This window comes from Portibacter lacus (genome assembly GCF_021533215.1).
GTDB lineage: Bacteria > Bacteroidota > Bacteroidia > Chitinophagales > Saprospiraceae > Portibacter > Portibacter lacus.
In genome coordinates, this window is record NZ_JAJNKA010000005.1 from 86,073 (window position 1) to 103,351 (window position 17,279).

The 17,279-nt window shown below is 36.0% G+C and carries 13 protein-coding genes; 10 read left to right on the forward strand and 3 right to left on the reverse strand.

Annotated elements, in window-relative coordinates; translation table 11 throughout:
- The first annotated feature begins 21 nt into the window (after positions 1-21).
- Genes glgB through L2586_RS09840 form a run of 3 tightly spaced genes read left to right on the forward strand, consistent with a single transcriptional unit; the run spans position 22 to position 4,626 of the window.
- Positions 22-1,929 carry a 1,4-alpha-glucan branching protein GlgB gene (glgB, locus tag L2586_RS09830; protein ID WP_235292717.1) on the forward strand — a complete coding sequence of 636 codons (1,908 nt, stop codon included), beginning with the start codon at positions 22-24 and terminating at the stop codon, positions 1,927-1,929.
- Positions 1,926-3,350 carry a glycogen synthase gene (locus tag L2586_RS09835; protein WP_235292718.1) on the forward strand — a complete coding sequence of 475 codons (1,425 nt, stop codon included), beginning with the start codon at positions 1,926-1,928 and terminating at the stop codon, positions 3,348-3,350. The genes glgB and L2586_RS09835 overlap by 4 nt, the downstream gene beginning before the upstream one ends.
- On the forward strand, positions 3,343-4,626 hold the full coding sequence (locus tag L2586_RS09840) for a glucose-1-phosphate adenylyltransferase (protein ID WP_235292719.1): 1,284 nt from the start codon (positions 3,343-3,345) through the stop codon (positions 4,624-4,626). Before L2586_RS09835 ends, L2586_RS09840 begins: the two co-directional genes overlap by 8 nt.
- A 123-nt stretch (positions 4,627-4,749) precedes the next feature.
- On the opposite strand, the gene L2586_RS09845 is transcribed toward L2586_RS09840, so the two are convergent.
- A complete protein-coding gene (locus L2586_RS09845; protein ID WP_235292720.1) occupies positions 4,750-6,390 on the reverse strand; it encodes a hypothetical protein in 1,641 nt (546 codons plus the stop codon).
- A 330-nt stretch (positions 6,391-6,720) separates the two neighbouring features.
- On the opposite strand from L2586_RS09845, the gene L2586_RS09850 reads away from it, so the two are divergent.
- The 6 genes from L2586_RS09850 to L2586_RS09875 all read left to right on the forward strand — a co-directional run bounded on the left by L2586_RS09850 (position 6,721) and on the right by L2586_RS09875 (position 12,982).
- Complete coding sequence (locus L2586_RS09850; RefSeq protein WP_235292721.1) at positions 6,721-8,304, forward strand: hypothetical protein; 1,584 nt, start codon at positions 6,721-6,723, stop codon at positions 8,302-8,304.
- 111 nt (positions 8,305-8,415) lie between these two features.
- On the forward strand, positions 8,416-9,195 hold the full coding sequence (locus L2586_RS09855; protein WP_235292722.1) for a hypothetical protein: 780 nt from the start codon (positions 8,416-8,418) through the stop codon (positions 9,193-9,195).
- Positions 9,196-9,201: 6 nt separating this feature from the next.
- Positions 9,202-10,764: a hypothetical protein gene (locus L2586_RS09860; RefSeq protein WP_235292723.1), complete on the forward strand. Its 1,563-nt coding sequence runs from the start codon at positions 9,202-9,204 to the stop codon at positions 10,762-10,764.
- 5 nt (positions 10,765-10,769) lie between these two features.
- Positions 10,770-11,222, forward strand: a complete 453-nt coding sequence (locus L2586_RS09865) for a hypothetical protein (RefSeq protein ID WP_235292724.1) — start codon at positions 10,770-10,772, stop codon at positions 11,220-11,222.
- A complete protein-coding gene (locus L2586_RS09870) occupies positions 11,219-12,100 on the forward strand; it encodes a DUF6175 family protein (RefSeq protein ID WP_235292725.1) in 882 nt (293 codons plus the stop codon). Before L2586_RS09865 ends, L2586_RS09870 begins: the two co-directional genes overlap by 4 nt.
- Positions 12,101-12,109: 9 nt before the next feature.
- Entirely contained in the window at positions 12,110-12,982 is an 873-nt protein-coding gene (locus tag L2586_RS09875; RefSeq protein WP_235292726.1) for a hypothetical protein, read from the forward strand.
- A gap of 13 nt (positions 12,983-12,995) precedes the next feature.
- Here L2586_RS09875 and proC read toward each other — a convergent pair whose 3' ends face one another.
- Positions 12,996-13,808, reverse strand: a complete 813-nt coding sequence (gene proC, locus L2586_RS09880; RefSeq protein WP_235292727.1) for a pyrroline-5-carboxylate reductase — start codon at positions 13,806-13,808, stop codon at positions 12,996-12,998.
- Positions 13,809-13,886: 78 nt separating this feature from the next.
- Positions 13,887-15,470, reverse strand: a complete 1,584-nt coding sequence (locus L2586_RS09885) for a peptide chain release factor 3 (protein WP_235292728.1) — start codon at positions 15,468-15,470, stop codon at positions 13,887-13,889.
- Between the two features lie 178 nt (positions 15,471-15,648).
- Here L2586_RS09885 and L2586_RS09890 point away from each other — a divergent pair, with 178 nt between their 5' ends.
- Positions 15,649-17,238, forward strand: a complete 1,590-nt coding sequence (locus tag L2586_RS09890; RefSeq protein ID WP_235292729.1) for a M61 family metallopeptidase — start codon at positions 15,649-15,651, stop codon at positions 17,236-17,238.
- Positions 17,239-17,279: the final 41 nt, after the last annotated feature.

The window sequence follows — 17,279 nt, forward strand, 5'->3', positions numbered from 1 at the left end:
ATTATTCTCGAAATAAAACGAATGGGAACAAAAACAATAGTGCATAGCTTATTCACCGATTTTGATATTAATTTATTTAAATCTGGTAAGCATTTTAAGCTTTATGAAAAATTTGGAGCACATGCTCTAACGCTTAATAAAGAAAAAGGTGTTTACTTTTCTGTGTATGCACCCGCGGCGAGTAAAGTTCAAGTGATAGGAAACTTCAATTCTTGGAATGGAGAGGGTTATGAATTATATGTAAGGTGGGACAGTTCTGGAATTTGGGAAGGATTCATTCCTGGCGTGAAGGAAGGAGAATTATATAAATTTGAAATTCTATCTACCAAAGATGATCGAGTTCGTAAAAAAGCCGATCCATACGCTTTCAAGACTGAATTAATGCCACTTTCTGCTTCCATCGTCTGGTCATCAGACTACAAGTGGAAGGATAAAAAGTGGATGACAAAGGAACGTCCTATTAAAAACGCTCACGATGCACCTAATTCAATCTATGAAGTACACCTAGGTAGTTGGAAAAAAAATAATAGTCACTCTCTTTCTTATACTGAGTTGGCGACCGATTTAGTGGATTATGTTAAAGATATGGGATTCACCCATGTGGAGATGATGCCGATTACAGAGCATCCATACTACCCTTCTTGGGGTTATCTTTCGACATCTTATTTCGCTCCGACGAGTCGCTTTGGCGATCCAGATGAGTTAAAATTCTTAATAGATGCTTTTCATAAGGCTGGTATCGGAGTAATCGTAGACTGGGTCCCGGCTCATTTTCCGAATGACGATTTCGCGTTAGCTGATTTTGATGGAACTTGTGTATATGAGCATTTCGATCGGCAGAAAGGTTTTCATCCTGACTGGAATAGTTTAATTTTCAATTTTGAAAGGAATGAAGTTCGTTCCTTTTTAATATCAAGTGCATTTTATTGGTTAGAACATTTTCACCTAGATGGATTGCGAGTAGATGCCGTGTCCTCCATGCTTTATCTAGATTATTCTAGAGAGGAAGGTCAGTGGTCGCCGAACATATTCGGAGGCAATGAATACTTAGCAGCTAAAGATTTTCTTCGCGACTTGAATATTGCCATTTATGGAACATTTCCTAATGTGCAGATGATTGCTGAAGAGTCTACTGCCTTTCCAGGAGTAACAAAACCTGCTCACCTCGGTGGTCTTGGATTTGGAAAAAAATGGATGATGGGTTGGATGAATGATACTTTGGCTTATTTCTCCAGAGATCCTATTCATAGAGTATACCATCATAATGAGATAAGCTTTTCATTGACCTATGCATTTACCGAAAACTTTTTGCTTCCGATATCACATGATGAGGTCGTACACGGAAAGGGTTCTATCATTTCTAGGATGCCAGGTGATGATTGGCAGCAATTCGCTAATCTAAGATTGCTTTATTCTTATATGTTTACTCATCCTGGTGACAAATTACTCTTCATGGGTAATGAAATCGGTCAGCGAACAGAATGGAACTTTAACGAATCCATAGAATGGCAGATATTAGGCAACCTACATCATAAAGGAATCCAGACCCTCATTCGCAACCTGAATGCGATATTTACTGGTGAAGAAGCATTACATAAATTAAATTTTTCGGGAGAAGGATTCGAATGGATCTCTTATGACGATTATAAGAACAGTATTCTTTCTTACATAAGAAAGAGTGAAGATGAGTCTGTAATTGTCATATGTAATTTTACTCCAGTTGTTCATACTGAATATCGAATCGGAGTTCCTGAAAAAGGAAAATATAAAGTCTTAATGAATACCGATGACATCAAATATGGTGGTGCCGGCGGATCTAAGAAACGAGTATATAATTCTAAAGCTAAAGCGTCTCATGGGAAAGACAATAGTGTCGAGCTTATATTGCCTCCATTAGGTACGTTAATCTTAAAAAAAGAATCAAAATGAAAGTCTTACACGTAAGCACGGAATGTTATCCTGCAGCAAAAGCTGGAGGAATGGGAGATGTGGTAGGATCTTTACCCAAGTATTTGAAAAAGCATGGTATTCAAGCCGATGTCATTATACCGAAATATGCTACGAAGTGGTTTCACGATAAAGCCTATGAAACTGTTTTTTCTGGTTCTTTTTACCAGAGAGGAAGCTATATACAGTACGCTATTCAGAAAGTTAGGAGTAGTGGTTTAGATTTCGATCTATACTGTGCAGATATTCCGGGAAAGTTTGACCGCGATTCTATTTATTTAGGCTGGGATGGTCATGGTTTTCACGACGAAATCGACCGAAATATTGCCTTCCAGAGAGTTGCACTAAGTTGGTTAAATGATGAAAGTACCAACTACGATCTTGTGCACTGTCATGATCATATGACAGGCTTGATTCCGTTCTTTATGAAATATGGATATGAGTTTAGGAGTCTACAACAAATGCCTAGCTTTTTCACCATACACAATGCCGCTTATTATGGGCAAATGTCATGGAATAATAGGGATGTATTACCTGCTTTCGAAGATCAATATGCCGGTTTGTTAGACTGGGATAATACGATTCATTCATTAGCGACCGCAGTAAAATGTGCAACCGTTGTGAACACTGTTTCCCCGAGTTATATGGAGGAAATTATAAATGTAAATAGCAGTTTGGCATATCTATTCCGCGGAGAAAAACATAAATGTATCGGTATTCTTAACGGGATAGACAATGATGAATGGGATACCAAAACAGATCAACTCATCAAGTACAATCGGAAGAGTTCATGGGTCGATTTCAAACAAAAGAATAAAGAAATATTTGCTGAAGAATACGGATTAGATCCGAATAAGCCTTGGTTTTCGTTCATCGGCAGATTCAGCGAACAGAAAGGAGTCGATACTTTAGCTCCAGCTATACAAGCTGTCTATGAACAGAATAACAATGCCTGTTTTGTAATTTTAGGAAGTGGTGACAAGCGCCTCGAACATCAGATTTCAAGTATCGAGACTCCTGGAATTGTTAAAACATTCATCATGTATAATGAAGCTATTGCTCATCAGATCTATGCGAGCTGTGATTTCATTTTGATGCCATCTAGATTTGAACCTTGTGGTTTGAATCAAATGTTCGCCATGCGCTATGGAACCATACCTGTTGTCAGGTCTACTGGAGGTCTAAAAGACACGGTCGTGGAATCCGCAGAAGATGGTACTGGGTTCACCTACCAGGGAAGCAATTCTTATGAATTAGCAGAGGCAATGAAAAGAGCTCAAAGCACCTATGAAGACCACAATAACTTTAAAAAACTAAGGACGAGATGTACTCGAAAAAATTTCTCTTGGGATAAATCCGCAGAGGAATACGCGAATCAATATAAAAAACTTAAGCATGACTGATAAGACAATTTCCGTAATACTGGGTGGTGGAGCAGGTACCCGGTTATTCCCTTTAACAAAAGATAGATCAAAGCCCGCTGTACCACTTGGAGGTAAGTATCGATTAATCGATATTCCACTTAGCAACTGTTTGAATTCGAATCTGAGAAGAATTTTCGTTCTCACACAATTCAACTCTGCATCATTGAATAAGCACGTAACGAATGCCTACCATTTCGATGTGTTCTCTAAAGGTTTCGTAGATATTCTAGCTGCTGAACAGACACGAGAAAATGAAAATTGGTTCCAAGGTACAGCTGATGCAGTTCGCCAAGTGATGCCAAGAATAAACCATCATGATCACGAACATATTATCATTTTATCTGGTGATCAACTGTATCAAATGGACCTAAAATCTATTATTAAACACCATGTTAAGACAGGTGCCGACGTAACAATAGGAACCATCCCTGTAAATTCAGAAGATGCACCTGGATTCGGTATTATGAAGGTGGATAGTGAAGACAATATAAATGACTTTATCGAAAAACCTTCCGCGGATATCTTAGATCAATGGGTTTCACCTCTAGATGAAAAATACACCAGCGAAGGAAAAAATTATCTCGCTTCTATGGGTATATATGTCTTTACGAAAAAAGCGCTTGCTAATCTTTTTAGCGATATTCCAGGGGCTACGGATTTCGGAAAAGAATACATTCCTCATGCAGTAAACAATTCAAAATACAAAGTTGCTAGTTTCCCATTTGGTGGGTATTGGTCAGACATTGGAACCATTAAATCATACTATTCAGCAAACTTAATGTTGAATGATTTTCTTCCAGAGTTTAATATGTATAGTAATCAGTCTCCACTATACTCAAGAGCTAGAATGTTAGCACCAAGTAAATTTTTCGGTACGATTGTAAATAGTAGTTTAATCTCTGAAGGTTGTATTCTACATGCCAGGGAAATAGACAATTCCGTTATTGGAATTAGATCTAGAATCGGACCAAGAACGCTTGTTAAAGATTCAATAGTTTTTGGAAATGACTATTACCAAAAACTTCAAGATATTTCAGAAGAATCGCAACAAAAACTTCTAGGAATTGGCAAAGATTGTGTGATCGATAAGGCCATTATAGAAAAGAATGTTAAAATTGGAAACTTCGTGGAAATCATCGGACACGAGTCTTTAGAAGATTCTGAAACGGATACACATTGTATAAGAGACGGGATTGTGGTTGTTAAGAAAGGCGCGGTTATACTAGATAATACCAAGATAGGATATGGAGCATAATGGCTCTAGCGATAAAAAATAAAAAAGCACCGCGATATCCGTGGTGCTTTTTTTGTTTTATATCATCTCAATAAGTGATCTCTGATCCTCAGATAAGTAGGGACATATATTTTACGGATTGATCTAAGGTCGAATCACCTTTTTACAAATTTCCGAGTAGACTCGAGCCGCTTTTATCAAGTCTTCCTTTGTCTTCTTTATTCCTCCTTCTTGAATGATTTTCCGCAGATCTTCACAATCACTAAAGTAGTCTGACAATCCCTTTTCCCACAATAAAAAACTTGTACTTTCCAAGGATATTGGAAATTCTTGACCACTTTTCTGAAAAGCAAATTCAGGCTTTTCATCACTCAAGGCACCAGATGAAGGGTAATATTTGTAAAGTTTCAAGCTTTCTGATTGATACACTTCTTCTAAAATTTCAACACTGGCTTCCGTTTTTCCTTTTGCCGAAGGCGAAAACTTCATTTTTGTAAACTTCCTATCTGCAACTTCAAAACTTGAAACCCAATAATCTGTCAATTTAATCTCATCCAAAACGCCATCTTTATTCACTACGAACTTAACATTCCCTCCCTCTCCGAAAATTAGATCATCAGCTTCTTTATCCAGCAGCATTTTTCCATAAACTTCCTCGTTTCTATATACGATGGTTGCATTATTCGCATTAGCATCTTCTAAGAGTCTTTCATTTTCCGCTTCTTGATTAGCGATCGCGCCCGGTGGCAATGCATTCGAAAGATCCCTTTCATAATATATGGTACTCACACCTATGTCTCTCATTCTTTCTAGTGTCCTTTCTGCCTTTGAAATTCTATTGCTACTTCTGCTATCTTTTCCCATTGCTTTTAAGGATAATTCAGCGTACTCAATAGATGAGGCCATGTCTTCTAAATAATAATAAATGGTAGACAGGTTAAGGTTAGCAGCTTTATAAATTCTTTTTTTCTTTTTATCGCCTCTAGGATCTTTAGAAGCCATTTGCTTATAAAATCGAATTGCAGGTTCTAATTTCTCCTTACGAAATTCTGTGTTCGGGTAATGGCTTCCACTTGAAAAAAGAAGCTTTATCGTTTCATAATGCTTCTCCCATTGATCTTCCGAAGAGTGCTTCGTGATTAGATATATCTGTTCTCGCGTGGAAGTTTTTCTGAAGTCAAAACTTTGCAACATCGAATTAGAATATGAATAAGCATTTCTTCTAATTTCTTGGGCAGCATCTCTAGTGATGTCATTGATCAACTTATTCGCGCTTTTCTTAAGTTGAGCCTGGTTTTTATACAATTGAGTTCCTAATTCTCTGTCATAAACTTCAGACTTACTAGATAATATTCTTCCATCTGGGTCAATAATTTTAGCAGAGCTACTTCCGCTAAATGGCACTGCATAATAGTATTCTTTTACAATGACTTCATTTCCACTCTTGTCTTTGGTTTTTGTGGTTTTAGTTTTCATTTCTTCTTTACCGATCGTAAGGTATCCCAAATCTACCACCAAATGCAAGTGGCCTGCACTGCCACCATAACCATTAACTTTCTTAAACCCTTGCATGGAAAAATCATCCGCAAATCCTTTAGGACTCACTCCTGAAATCTGCAAAACCTCACCACCAGCTTCTACGCTAAAAGTCTTGTAATCTAAAGGGACAGCAATCGACGGTAGGCTGACATATTTGATAACGACAGCTTTGTCTTTTAGCTTTTGAGCATTTATAGCTGCACAGAAAATGAAAATAAATAGGAGAGTTGCATTAATTCTAGACATTGTTGTTTTGATTTTATTGGTCAATTTTGGGAATCAAATTTCCAGCAGAATTTGAATTCGAAACATAAATTAAGGAAGGTTTTAATAACAAACTTATAATATATACGATTTTTTGCTTTCATGAAGTTAATAAATAGTAAATGAACCATTAAATAGAGTTAATGTAAAAGAGAAGCTTAAAAATAATGCATATTTTTGGCTCTTTATTTATTTACAATCATTCCGCTATCATTGAATTGCACACGAAAAACTTCTTCCATCATTGATATGGTCTATTTAAAATTTGAAGAAAGATCCTACCGATCATTGGAAATTATAAACCCCAACAAGATGAAATATTATCTTATTATTTTATTGGCCCTGCTGTTATCCGTTAAAAGTTCAGCAGAAGAAAAAAGGAACATTTCTGTACTTATAGAAGAAACGAACTTGAAAAATCAGTTCGAAGCTCTTTTTGTGGATCGATTATTTGATTACTTAAATCAGTCCGATAGAATTACATATCAGCGATACCATTATGATTTGAAAAAGAAGTCAGTCGTATTTAAGTCCGATGGGAAAGAAAATTTCTCTGAGAAAATAATCTTGATCGAACCTGATTTTAAAAATATTCTAACACCAAAAATTGAGATGAAAAAAGACTCTATCACTGGCAAGACAGTGGGAGCATATATGAATCTCAATTTGGATTTTATTTGTTACTTCAAACAAATAGATCTCGCTTCATCTCAGATAGAGTTTGCCAAGAAAGTGGCAATGGAGCCTTCTACGTTAAATACGAAGTCTGATGTTTTAGAAATCAATTTCGAAAAATATTTTGTAGGTAATATCCCTAAAGTAGGTACTAAAGAGTACAAGGCCATTTTAGACAATATTCATGCTGAATACAAATCTCAGATTGAGATGCACTATATCAATAGGATTAATAAAGATTATTCCATGCTGGGAGACATCGAAAGTGCTATTAATGCACAGACAGATACCTCTCCATTTACCATTGAAGAAATCCCAGATAAGAAAGGGAAAAAAATGAGCAGCTTTATTATCAAGGCAGGAAAAAATGTAGACTTGTCCGCTTATCAAGGCATCAGTATTTATAAAAAATTAACGATTGCAGGTGAAGAGACAGTAGAACAAATAGGAGTAGCTATCGTTACCGATGTAGATCAAACTGAAAGTACAGCTCGTTTTGTTTTTCGAGGTGGCAAGGAACTGTCTGAGGCTTATCAGAATGGTGAGGAAGTTTTCGCTGTTAGGAATCCTGCATTACTTAATGATATGGTTAGTCTAAGAGAGAAAGAATTCAGGGTTGCAATAGATAATAAATGCTTCTTCTGTAATTATGAAATACAAAATCAATTATCTGAACTGTACTTCATTAAGCTTCTGGAACGATCTGATGACTTCGTGTCTAAATATTTTATAGAAAAGTTTAAGTCAGAAGGCTTTATTGACAGCGCAGTAGAAAAAGTTATTGGTAATCAGGAAGGGGTTGATTTCAGTATCAATGCTGATACAAAGAATGTAAAAGTAACGAATATAGCAACTGGAGCACTCCAGTCGTTCGCTCTAGCTGATATTAAAAATGACTACCGAATCCTCTTTCTAGAAATGTTCCCACCACAGATGAAATTCCTAGAAATCGCTAAACAAAAAAAGGATAGGGTAAAAAACATTTACCTCTATTCTCCATATGGCTTACAACAGACGGAATATGTCTACATCTATCAAGTGTATTATGAAGAGGTGTTAGGAGAAAAATATAGAAGGACTAAGGAGTTAGGAAATGGGCAAGTTCGAGCGAATTATTCGGATTTAATTGCAGATGTTGCGCTTCAGAAAAACGAGAAGCAAGTAAGTAAAGCGATTAATGCAGGCACCGAGCTCTTGTTTACATATTCAAAGTTAAAGTAAGTTCCTATTTTTAAACATCAAGTTTTTATTAAGAAATCCCTATTTTTTCTAATACAAATATGAAATAAATTAATAATCGTATTTTCGCGATTTATTGACAATTTTCAGACCATGATTAAACAACTTCTTTTACTTGTTACTATACTATGTTATAGCAGCAATATCAATGCTCAGAGTCGAATTGCCATTTATGAAACAGACATCATAGATGCAAAACAGAAACAATTAATTACATTATCCATTTTCGAGGGAAGTAGTACTGAAGAAGATATTCAAAAGATACCTGAATATCTTATTTCTAGTTACTCACAAGATGACAGATTTATCGTCATTGATAAAAAGAACGAACAACTCATCAAAGATGAAAAGGAAAGACAAAAGTCCGAAGACTTCATAGATGGTTATATTGTTCAACAAGGAAAGTTAGAAGGAGCAGAATTTCTTCTTAGATCTTTTGTAACCAATAAGGGTAAAGAACTTGCCATTCGAATCTATGATGTAGAAAATAGTCAAATACTATGCGAATCATCAACGCCATTTAGAAATGTAAAAAATGCTGTTGAATCACTCGTGAGTGACCTTAACTCAAAGTGCTTCGAATTATATATTGACGTAGTCAGAGTAGAAGAAGAGAAAAAAGGAAAGGCAAAATCTATTCTAATTCTAGGCGGTAATTCTCAAAATTTGACGAATAGAGCAACTGTTGAAATTTTCACCAAAGTAACCGAGGAAATAAACGGTAGGAAAATAGAGCGAAACTTGCCAGTTGGAAAAGGCGTAATCAGTCAAGTTCAGGATGAAAATTTTTCTCTTGTTAAGGTTCTAGATGGTGGAGAAGAAATCAAAAACAGATTAGATCAAGGCCAGAAATTATTCTGCAAAATAAAGTAATACATTATGAGATCATTTTTATTAATAAGTCTAATAAGTATTTGTGCTACTTTAGGCTATGCGCAGAAATCTAATGTCGTTTCTGTTATCGTGAATCAAAGTGCTAATAGCCCTTATGAAACTCAATTGGTTAAGTTAATCATGACCAGTCTAAACGAGTCAAAAACAACAAAATTTCAAGAATACCAATTCAATGAAGCAAATGGAAAAGTTACGTTTCTGGGAACAAAGGAAGAGTTTTCTACACATGCTTTACTTTTGAATCCTGAATTCAACAATAGCCTTACTCCCGAAATTCAATACACCTCGGATACTACGGGAAAAGTGAAAAGTGCTTTAATGAATGTCAATTTAGATTTTACGTGTAATTACAAATATTTAGAATTAGGAACAGGAATCGTTGACATTGCTAAGGAAGCAAAAATGGATCCTTCGAAATTAAGCACCAAACCGGAGGTGATTAATATTGAAATAGGGAAGTACATCAAAGGGAAGTTGCCAAAAAAGGATACAAAGGCATTCAAAGAACTCGAAGAAAAAATTCATAATGCGTATAAGAGTCAGGTTGCGAAACATTATACAGACAGAGTTAAAAGTGACTACTCTGTGATAAGCGAAATTCGAAGTACTATATTTGCAAATTCCGACCCAAAGCCCTTCGAAGTAACAGCAGAAGATGCTGGTAAGAAGAAAATAAGCACTTTCTCTTTTAATGCCGGAAGCAATCAGGATATCGCAAAAAGAGAGGCTATTAACGTTTTCAAGAAAGTACAAATAGGAGATTTCGAAGGCTTCGAAAGAATAGGTACTGCACTAACAAAAGAGGTCGGACCAGATCAAAGTACTGCAAAGTTTTTAATCTCGGGAGGGAAAGGCTTAAAAGAAGCGATCGATGAAAAAGCTACTATTTACGCAGTAAGAAATGAAACACTTCTAAATAAAGAACTAAAAAATAAAGAAAAGCAATTCAGAGTATCTCTTGAAAAAGAATGTGTATTCTGCAATTTTGATATACAAACACAATTAGCTGACCTTTATTTCATCAATTTTATAGATAAAAGTGATGAATTTATTTCCAAGCATTTTATTGAAAAATATAAAGGTGAGAAGTTTATAGATGATAAAGTAGAAGATGTGCTCGGTCTTAAAGAAGGAATAGATCACATCATTTCTTTAACTGAACAACAAATTCAGGTTACAAGCACCGAAACAGGGCAGGTAGTTGCTAAAGATAAAAAAGATATTGACAATGATTATCGCAAGCTATTCTTAGAGGTGTTTACTCCACAAATGAAATACCTAGGTATCGCTAAACAGAAAAAAGATCGAGTAAAAAGGATTTACGTTTATTCTCCATATGGTTTCATAACCAGAGACCCTATAAATATTCAAAGTGTGAAATATGAAGAAATTTCAGGCAAAAAATTTGAACGTAAGACCGATTTAGGTACTGCACAGTTTATTAATTCGCATAGTGAATTAATAGGTGAAATCGTTCTTATGAAGAATGAAAAAGATATTAGCAAGGCTATATTAAATAATGAAACTTTGCATTTTACTTATAACTAATGAATATGAAATACAGCTTAGCTTTTATTACGATTTTGATGGTCAGCTGCGTTACCGTACAGCCGGTTTCTTTTAATAGAACGGGAGAAGTCACTTGTGTAGAGAAAGGAAGAACAACGATCTCCTTAGTAAGTACCGGTAGGGCTCACAATACTGATGTTGCATCTGAGTATGCAGTAAGAAATGCATTCGAAAATTTATTATTCAAAGGTATTCCTGATTCTAACCAAGAAAAACCCTTGGTACCTAACGAAGTAGAAAGTCTTAAGAAACATGGTAGTTTTTATGATGATCTACTAAATAAAAGAGAGTATCAACGATTTATCATTGAATCAAATATCCAAAACTCAGCAGGTGCTAGAGGGTCAGCTATCAATGATGTATTTCTGAAAATAGACTTACAAGCTTTAAAATCACATTTAGAACAAAACAGTATAACTAGAAAATTCGGTTTATGAAAAAATATATATTCAGCATTGCGCTAAGTACATTATGCATTCTATTCGCTACTTCTAAAGGAGTAAGTCAGGAAGAAATGGCAAATATACAGCCTACGATAATGGTTATCCCATTTGCGAAGAAAAATGACAACCTCAGAAGTGCTTATGAAAGAAGTGAAATCGTAAGAATTGCGATCACTAAAGTGAAAGAAGCGTTCGATGAAAGAGGAGTGAATACCATTGACCTAAGGGCAAAATTAAAGCAATTAAACAATACGGAAGCACTTACTGAAGATCAGGCTAGTGGTTTAAAAGATGAAGTACTAAGTATTTCGGGTGCAGATATCTATGTTGAGGTAGAAGCATCAGCTAACAAAGGAAGTAGTGGAAATAGTGTGAATATTATTATGACTGCTTTTGATGCTTTCTCAGGAGAATCTTTATCTAATAAGACTGCGAATTCTCCTACGATGTATACTGATAATTTCGAAAAATTGGCTGAAAAAGCGGTAGAAAGTGAAATCGATAACCTACTTAATACTATACAAGAGAAATTTAATGATATCATTAAAAATGGAAGAACGATCGTCGTGAATGTAGGCGTAAGTGATGAAGCTGATTATGATTTAGATGCAGATACTCCTGATGGCGATTTATTAAGTGATTATATAGAGTTTGCTATCGAAGATCTAGCTTATAACAACTACTACCATGTTCAAGGAGTTACTCAAAATAAAATCATTTTTGATATCGTGAAAGTTCCTTTAAAAACTGAAGACGGACGAGCGTATAGAGTTTCTCGTTTCGCATCTTCATTGAGAAAGAAATTAAAAGAAATCGGTTATGAAAGTGATCGTGTCATTACAGGAAATAATGTTGTTATTACCTTAAAATAGAAACAAGATATGTTCAATAGGATATTAACTATTCTGCTTTTAGCCTTAAGCCTTCCTTTTCTAAGCGCTCAAGATTCAAGCCCTGTTCTGGTTTTAAATCTGGAAATAGAAGGAATAGAATGCAATAAAAGATTTGTTCAGGAAGCTTACAATAAATTTGCCTCTGTATATAAGGATGTAGTCTTTGCAGCTCAGGAAAGTGATCTGCACCAATTAAATATTATTCCTGAAATAAAAAGCTCTAACCTTTTAGAGGGTATTGATACCTACCACTATGTAGAAATGAATATCACGCTCAATCTGCAAAATCTGAAAACCAGCACTAAAAAAGAGCTTCATTTAAAAGGTGTCGGTAAATATAAGAATGAATGCGGGGCGATACGGAAGGCATATCTAAATGCATTAACCAGCTCGAAAAGTGATGTTAAATCTTTTATAACTGATTTTTATCAATCCTCTTTCAGCAATGATTGTGAATCTTTCGTAGAAGAAGCTAAAGTTTTAAATCAAAAGCAAAGGTATAGAGAAGCCTTAATTCTCATGTACAAAGCGCCAAAAAATGAGGAATGTAGCACTGAGATAAATCAACTTACTGAGGATATTCATTTAAACATTGCTAAAGCGTCCTGTGAGAAGGAAATTCACGCTCTCACCCTCATTGTAAATACCAAAGACTTATATCAAATTCGAAAAAACACATACAAACTTCTTCGTATTCCACCTGATGCACCTTGCGCTGAGGAAGCAATCAATCTTTCTAAAGAGATCGGCAAATTATTCGAAGTTGAAAATCAAAAACTCCCTAAAGAAGTAAGCGAATTCAATGTATTTATCGAAAATCAAAATAGAGATGGCTGGAGAGATCGTTATCTCCGAAGTTAAAATCAACGAAGTCCTACTTTATCGTTTCTTTGCTTAACTCTTCAGCTCTTTTCAATGCAGATTTTAAGCCGTCTTGGAACTTAAGGTGTAATGCATCATTATGAAAAGTATTAAAAGCAGCTTCGGTTGTACCGCCTCTCGACGATACTTTCTGAATCCATTCATCGCATGAAAAGTCAAACTTACTATATAGCTCCACCGCTCCTCGAAAAGTCTGGTAGGTAAGCAACTCCGATTCTGATAAAGAGAAACCCATTTTCTTCGCGCCATCGATCATCGCTTGCATGATATAAAATACATATGCTGGACCAGATCCTGAAATGGCTGTTGCCGCATCTACTGATTTTTCAGTTTCTACATAGAGCGTTTTTCCTGTTGCATTTAATAAGTTCTGAACCATTACAAGCTCGATTCTTGTAACTGTTTCGGAAGAAGTGAAAGCTGTCATGCCCACACCGACTTGCGCAGGAAGATTCGGCATTGCTCTGATAATTTTTGTAATACCGAGTGCTTTAGAAAGTGTTTCCATTTTTACACCAGCCATGATAGAAAGAACCACTTGCTGATCATCCATAAAAGGCTTGATGCCCGTGAATAGAGCCTCCGTATCTTGTGGCTTCACAGCAAAAATGATTAAATCCGCCTCGCGAATATATTCACCTGGTTCACCATAAACCGTTCCTATATTAAGTTTCTTGAGTTCTTCTGCTTTCTTAAGAGATTTCTCAAGGATCAACATTTTATCGTGTGTGACGATATGAGATCGAAGAAAACTTTTAGCAAATGTTAGCCCCATGTTTCCTCCTCCTATTATTAAAATGTTCATTGTTTATCTTTTTCCTAAATTCTATAACTTGATTCTTTTCTCAGCTTCTTTCTCTTCCAAAAGTAAATATTTCCTCTTTTAGTTTTCATTCTGAAAGAAGAACTCGATGTCTGGATGATTATCTTGTGCCATCTTTAATGCCCATGCCGTTTCCGCCATAAAAACAAGGTTGCCATCTTTATCCGTAGCTAAGTCATTTCTTCTACGGTCTTGGAAATCCTTGAATGCTTTCGCATCAGTCCATTTAATCCAGCACGCTTTGTACATATTTAGTGGCTCATAAGAACACTTAGCTCCATACTCATGCTCTAATCGGTATTGAATCACTTCAAACTGTAAGGCTCCTACTGTTCCGATAATCTTTCGATTAGATTCTTTCTTTGTAAACAACTGAGCAACTCCTTCATCCATTAATTGGTCAAGTCCTTTTTCTAGCTGTTTATACTTCATCGGATCAGCATTGTTCACATACCTAAACTGTTCAGGGGAAAACGATGGAATCCCCTTGAAATGTAGCTCCTCTCCTTCTGTCATCGTATCTCCAATTTTGAAATTTCCCGAATCATACAATCCTACGATGTCTCCTGGAAACGCTTCTTCAAGGATCGACTTCTTAGAAGCCATAAATGCAGTAGGATTCGCAAATTTCATTTTCTTGCCTTGTCTAACATGCAAGTAATTGGTATTTCTTTCGAAGGTTCCAGAACATATTCGCATGAATGCGATCCGATCCCTGTGCTTGGGATCCATATTTGCATGGATTTTAAAAACAAAACCCGTGAATTTCTTTTCGGTTGGCTTTACAGATCTTTCTTCTGTCTCTCGGGGAAGTGGATTCGGAGCAATATCTACAAAACAATCTAACATTTCCTTTACCCCAAAGTTATTCACCGCACTCCCGAAAAACACGGGTGACAACTCACCTTTCAGATATGCTTCTTTGTCAAACTTAGGATATACCTGTTCGATCATATCCACCTCTTCTCTTAACTCTTCAGCTAATTGCTCGCCTACGATTTTATCTAGTTCTGGATCCGAAAGATCTTCGAATAACATCGTACCATCATCTTCATTCTGCTTTCCATGTGGCATAAAAAGCACTAAACTTTTCTCATAAATATTATATACGCCTTTGAATCTTTGTCCCATTCCGATAGGCCAAGAAAGCGGGCAAACTCTCAGTTTCAGTCTTAATTCGATTTCATCTAATAGACTAAATGCATCTTTTCCCTCTCGGTCCATCTTGTTCACGAATACAATCATCGGAGCCTTTCTCATTCGACACACTTCCACTAATTTCTCCGTTTGATCCTCCACACCTTTCGCTACATCTATTACCACAATTGCACTATCCACAGCGGTTAATGTTCTATACGTATCTTCTGCGAAATCCTTGTGACCTGGTGTATCTAGGATATTAATTTGCTTATCTCGGTATTCGAAAGCCATAACAGAAGTAGCTACAGAAATCCCTCTTTGTCTCTCTATCTCCATGAAATCCGAAGTCGCGTGCTTCTTAATCTTATTAGATTTTACCGCGCCCGCAATTTGTATCGCTCCACCAAATAATAGCAACTTCTCGGTTAAGGTTGTTTTACCAGCATCTGGGTGAGAAACAATTCCGAACGTTTTTCTCTTTTCTATCTCCTCTATTAATGACATTTAATCCTTTGTTTTATAAAAGATTGCAAATGTACGAAGTTTTGTAGTATTAGTGAATTAGGTCAATTGCATATTATAAATTCTATTTATTAGACTGATCTATTCAATACGATCATTTAAAGGCTAACTTTCTTGAAAACTGATTTTATTGCTACCTTACTTTATAACTTGCAATCACATGAAATCGCCACTAATCGAAAAACTTATGGACTTTACCATGGCATTCTTCTTCAGATATCTAGTAATCCTTTTTTTATTTTCCTTCAATGGCTATTCTACGCTATCTGCCCAGTCTAGCACTCCTGAATTTAATTACGAATTATCCTTCGATGAATCTACCGACCACCAGTACCACGTAAGATTAGAAACAACTGGATGGACAGAAGATACAATTACTTTCCACCTTCCGAACTGGACACCTGGCTATTACCAGATTATGAATTTCGGGAAAATGCTCCGTAATTTTTCAGCACACAACGAACATGATGAAGTTTTAGAATTTATACAGATCGACGATAATTCATATCGTATTTCTAAAGGCAAAAGTAAAACCATATCCATAACATACGATGTGGTCACCTTTCGAAAATTCGTGGCGAACAGTTATGTCGATAGTGCCCATGCTTTCATCATTCCTTCTAATACCTTTTTATACGTAGACCATTACTTGAACCTTCCAGTAACTGTTTCTGTAAATCCTGGTGAGAACTGGACAGATGTCGCTACAGGTTTAAAGAAAATAGAAAAGCATCATTTCCTAGCTTCTGATTTTGATATCTTATATGATTCACCTTTGTTAGTAGGAAATCTAGAGCGTCTTCCTTCCTTCGATGTCAAAGGTGTAAAACATCATTTCGTTGGCTACGATATCGGGGAATTCGATCACGAATCATTCATCGATAAGCTTTCGAAAGTCATTGCTTCTTCCGTAGATATTATAGGTGATATACCTTTCGACGAATACACCTTCATTGCGATCGGCCCTGGAAGAGGAGGAATAGAACATCTTAACAATACGGTATTTAGTTTCAGCGGAAATGGTCTCGAAAATCCAGAGCGGATGAACTCTATGTTGAATTTTTTAACACACGAATACTTTCACCATTACAACGTCAAAAGAATTAGACCTTTCGAACTAGGGCCTTTCGATTATCAGAAAGAAAATAGAACCAACATGCTGTGGATGAGCGAAGGTTTCACAGTCTACTATGAATTCCTCATTGTGAAACGGTCTGGTGTTGCAGATGAAAAAACTTTATTTGCCAATTTCGAAAGAGATATTAATGGGAATGAAAACAATCCCGGACGCCTGCATCAATCTTTGGTAAATGCAAGTTATAATACTTGGAAAGATGGACCATTTGGTAAGAGTGGTTTAGAGAAAAACAAAACCATTTCTTATTACCAGAAAGGTCCTATAATAGGTTTAATCCTTGATTTTGCCATCAGAAATGCAACTGAAAATAAAGCGTCTCTAGATGATGTTATGAGGTTACTTTATACTTCTTTCTACCAAGAAAAGCAGAGAGGTTTTACAGATGCCGAGTTTCAATACGCCTGCCAGCAGATTGCAGGAAATCCACTTAACGACGTCTTCGATTATGTCTATTCAGTAAAAGAAATTGATTATGATAAATACTTAAACTATGCTGGTCTGCGATTAGTTCTGAATTCTGATGATCCGGCAAATAAGGTATATTCTATAGAGCGCCTTGAAAACTTGAATCCACTACAAAGAAAAATCTTGGAAAGCTGGATGGGCGAATAAGTATTATATGAATTAGTACTTACACAGCTAAAAGCAACTCA

Coding starts and splice junctions, on each gene's coding strand:
- L2586_RS09885 (WP_235292728.1), bottom strand. CDS start 15,470: ATGTCATTAATAGAGGAGATAGAAAAGAGAAAAACGTTCGGAATTGTT.
- L2586_RS09855 (WP_235292722.1), top strand. CDS start 8,416: ATGATTAAACAACTTCTTTTACTTGTTACTATACTATGTTATAGCAGC.
- L2586_RS09870 (WP_235292725.1), top strand. CDS start 11,219: ATGAAAAAATATATATTCAGCATTGCGCTAAGTACATTATGCATTCTA.
- L2586_RS09890 (WP_235292729.1), top strand. CDS start 15,649: ATGAAATCGCCACTAATCGAAAAACTTATGGACTTTACCATGGCATTC.
- L2586_RS09860 (WP_235292723.1), top strand. CDS start 9,202: ATGAGATCATTTTTATTAATAAGTCTAATAAGTATTTGTGCTACTTTA.
- L2586_RS09835 (WP_235292718.1), top strand. CDS start 1,926: ATGAAAGTCTTACACGTAAGCACGGAATGTTATCCTGCAGCAAAAGCT.
- L2586_RS09845 (WP_235292720.1), bottom strand. CDS start 6,390: ATGTCTAGAATTAATGCAACTCTCCTATTTATTTTCATTTTCTGTGCA.
- proC (WP_235292727.1), bottom strand. CDS start 13,808: ATGAACATTTTAATAATAGGAGGAGGAAACATGGGGCTAACATTTGCT.
- L2586_RS09840 (WP_235292719.1), top strand. CDS start 3,343: ATGACTGATAAGACAATTTCCGTAATACTGGGTGGTGGAGCAGGTACC.
- L2586_RS09865 (WP_235292724.1), top strand. CDS start 10,770: ATGAAATACAGCTTAGCTTTTATTACGATTTTGATGGTCAGCTGCGTT.
- L2586_RS09875 (WP_235292726.1), top strand. CDS start 12,110: ATGTTCAATAGGATATTAACTATTCTGCTTTTAGCCTTAAGCCTTCCT.
- glgB (WP_235292717.1), top strand. CDS start 22: ATGGGAACAAAAACAATAGTGCATAGCTTATTCACCGATTTTGATATT.
- L2586_RS09850 (WP_235292721.1), top strand. CDS start 6,721: ATGAAATATTATCTTATTATTTTATTGGCCCTGCTGTTATCCGTTAAA.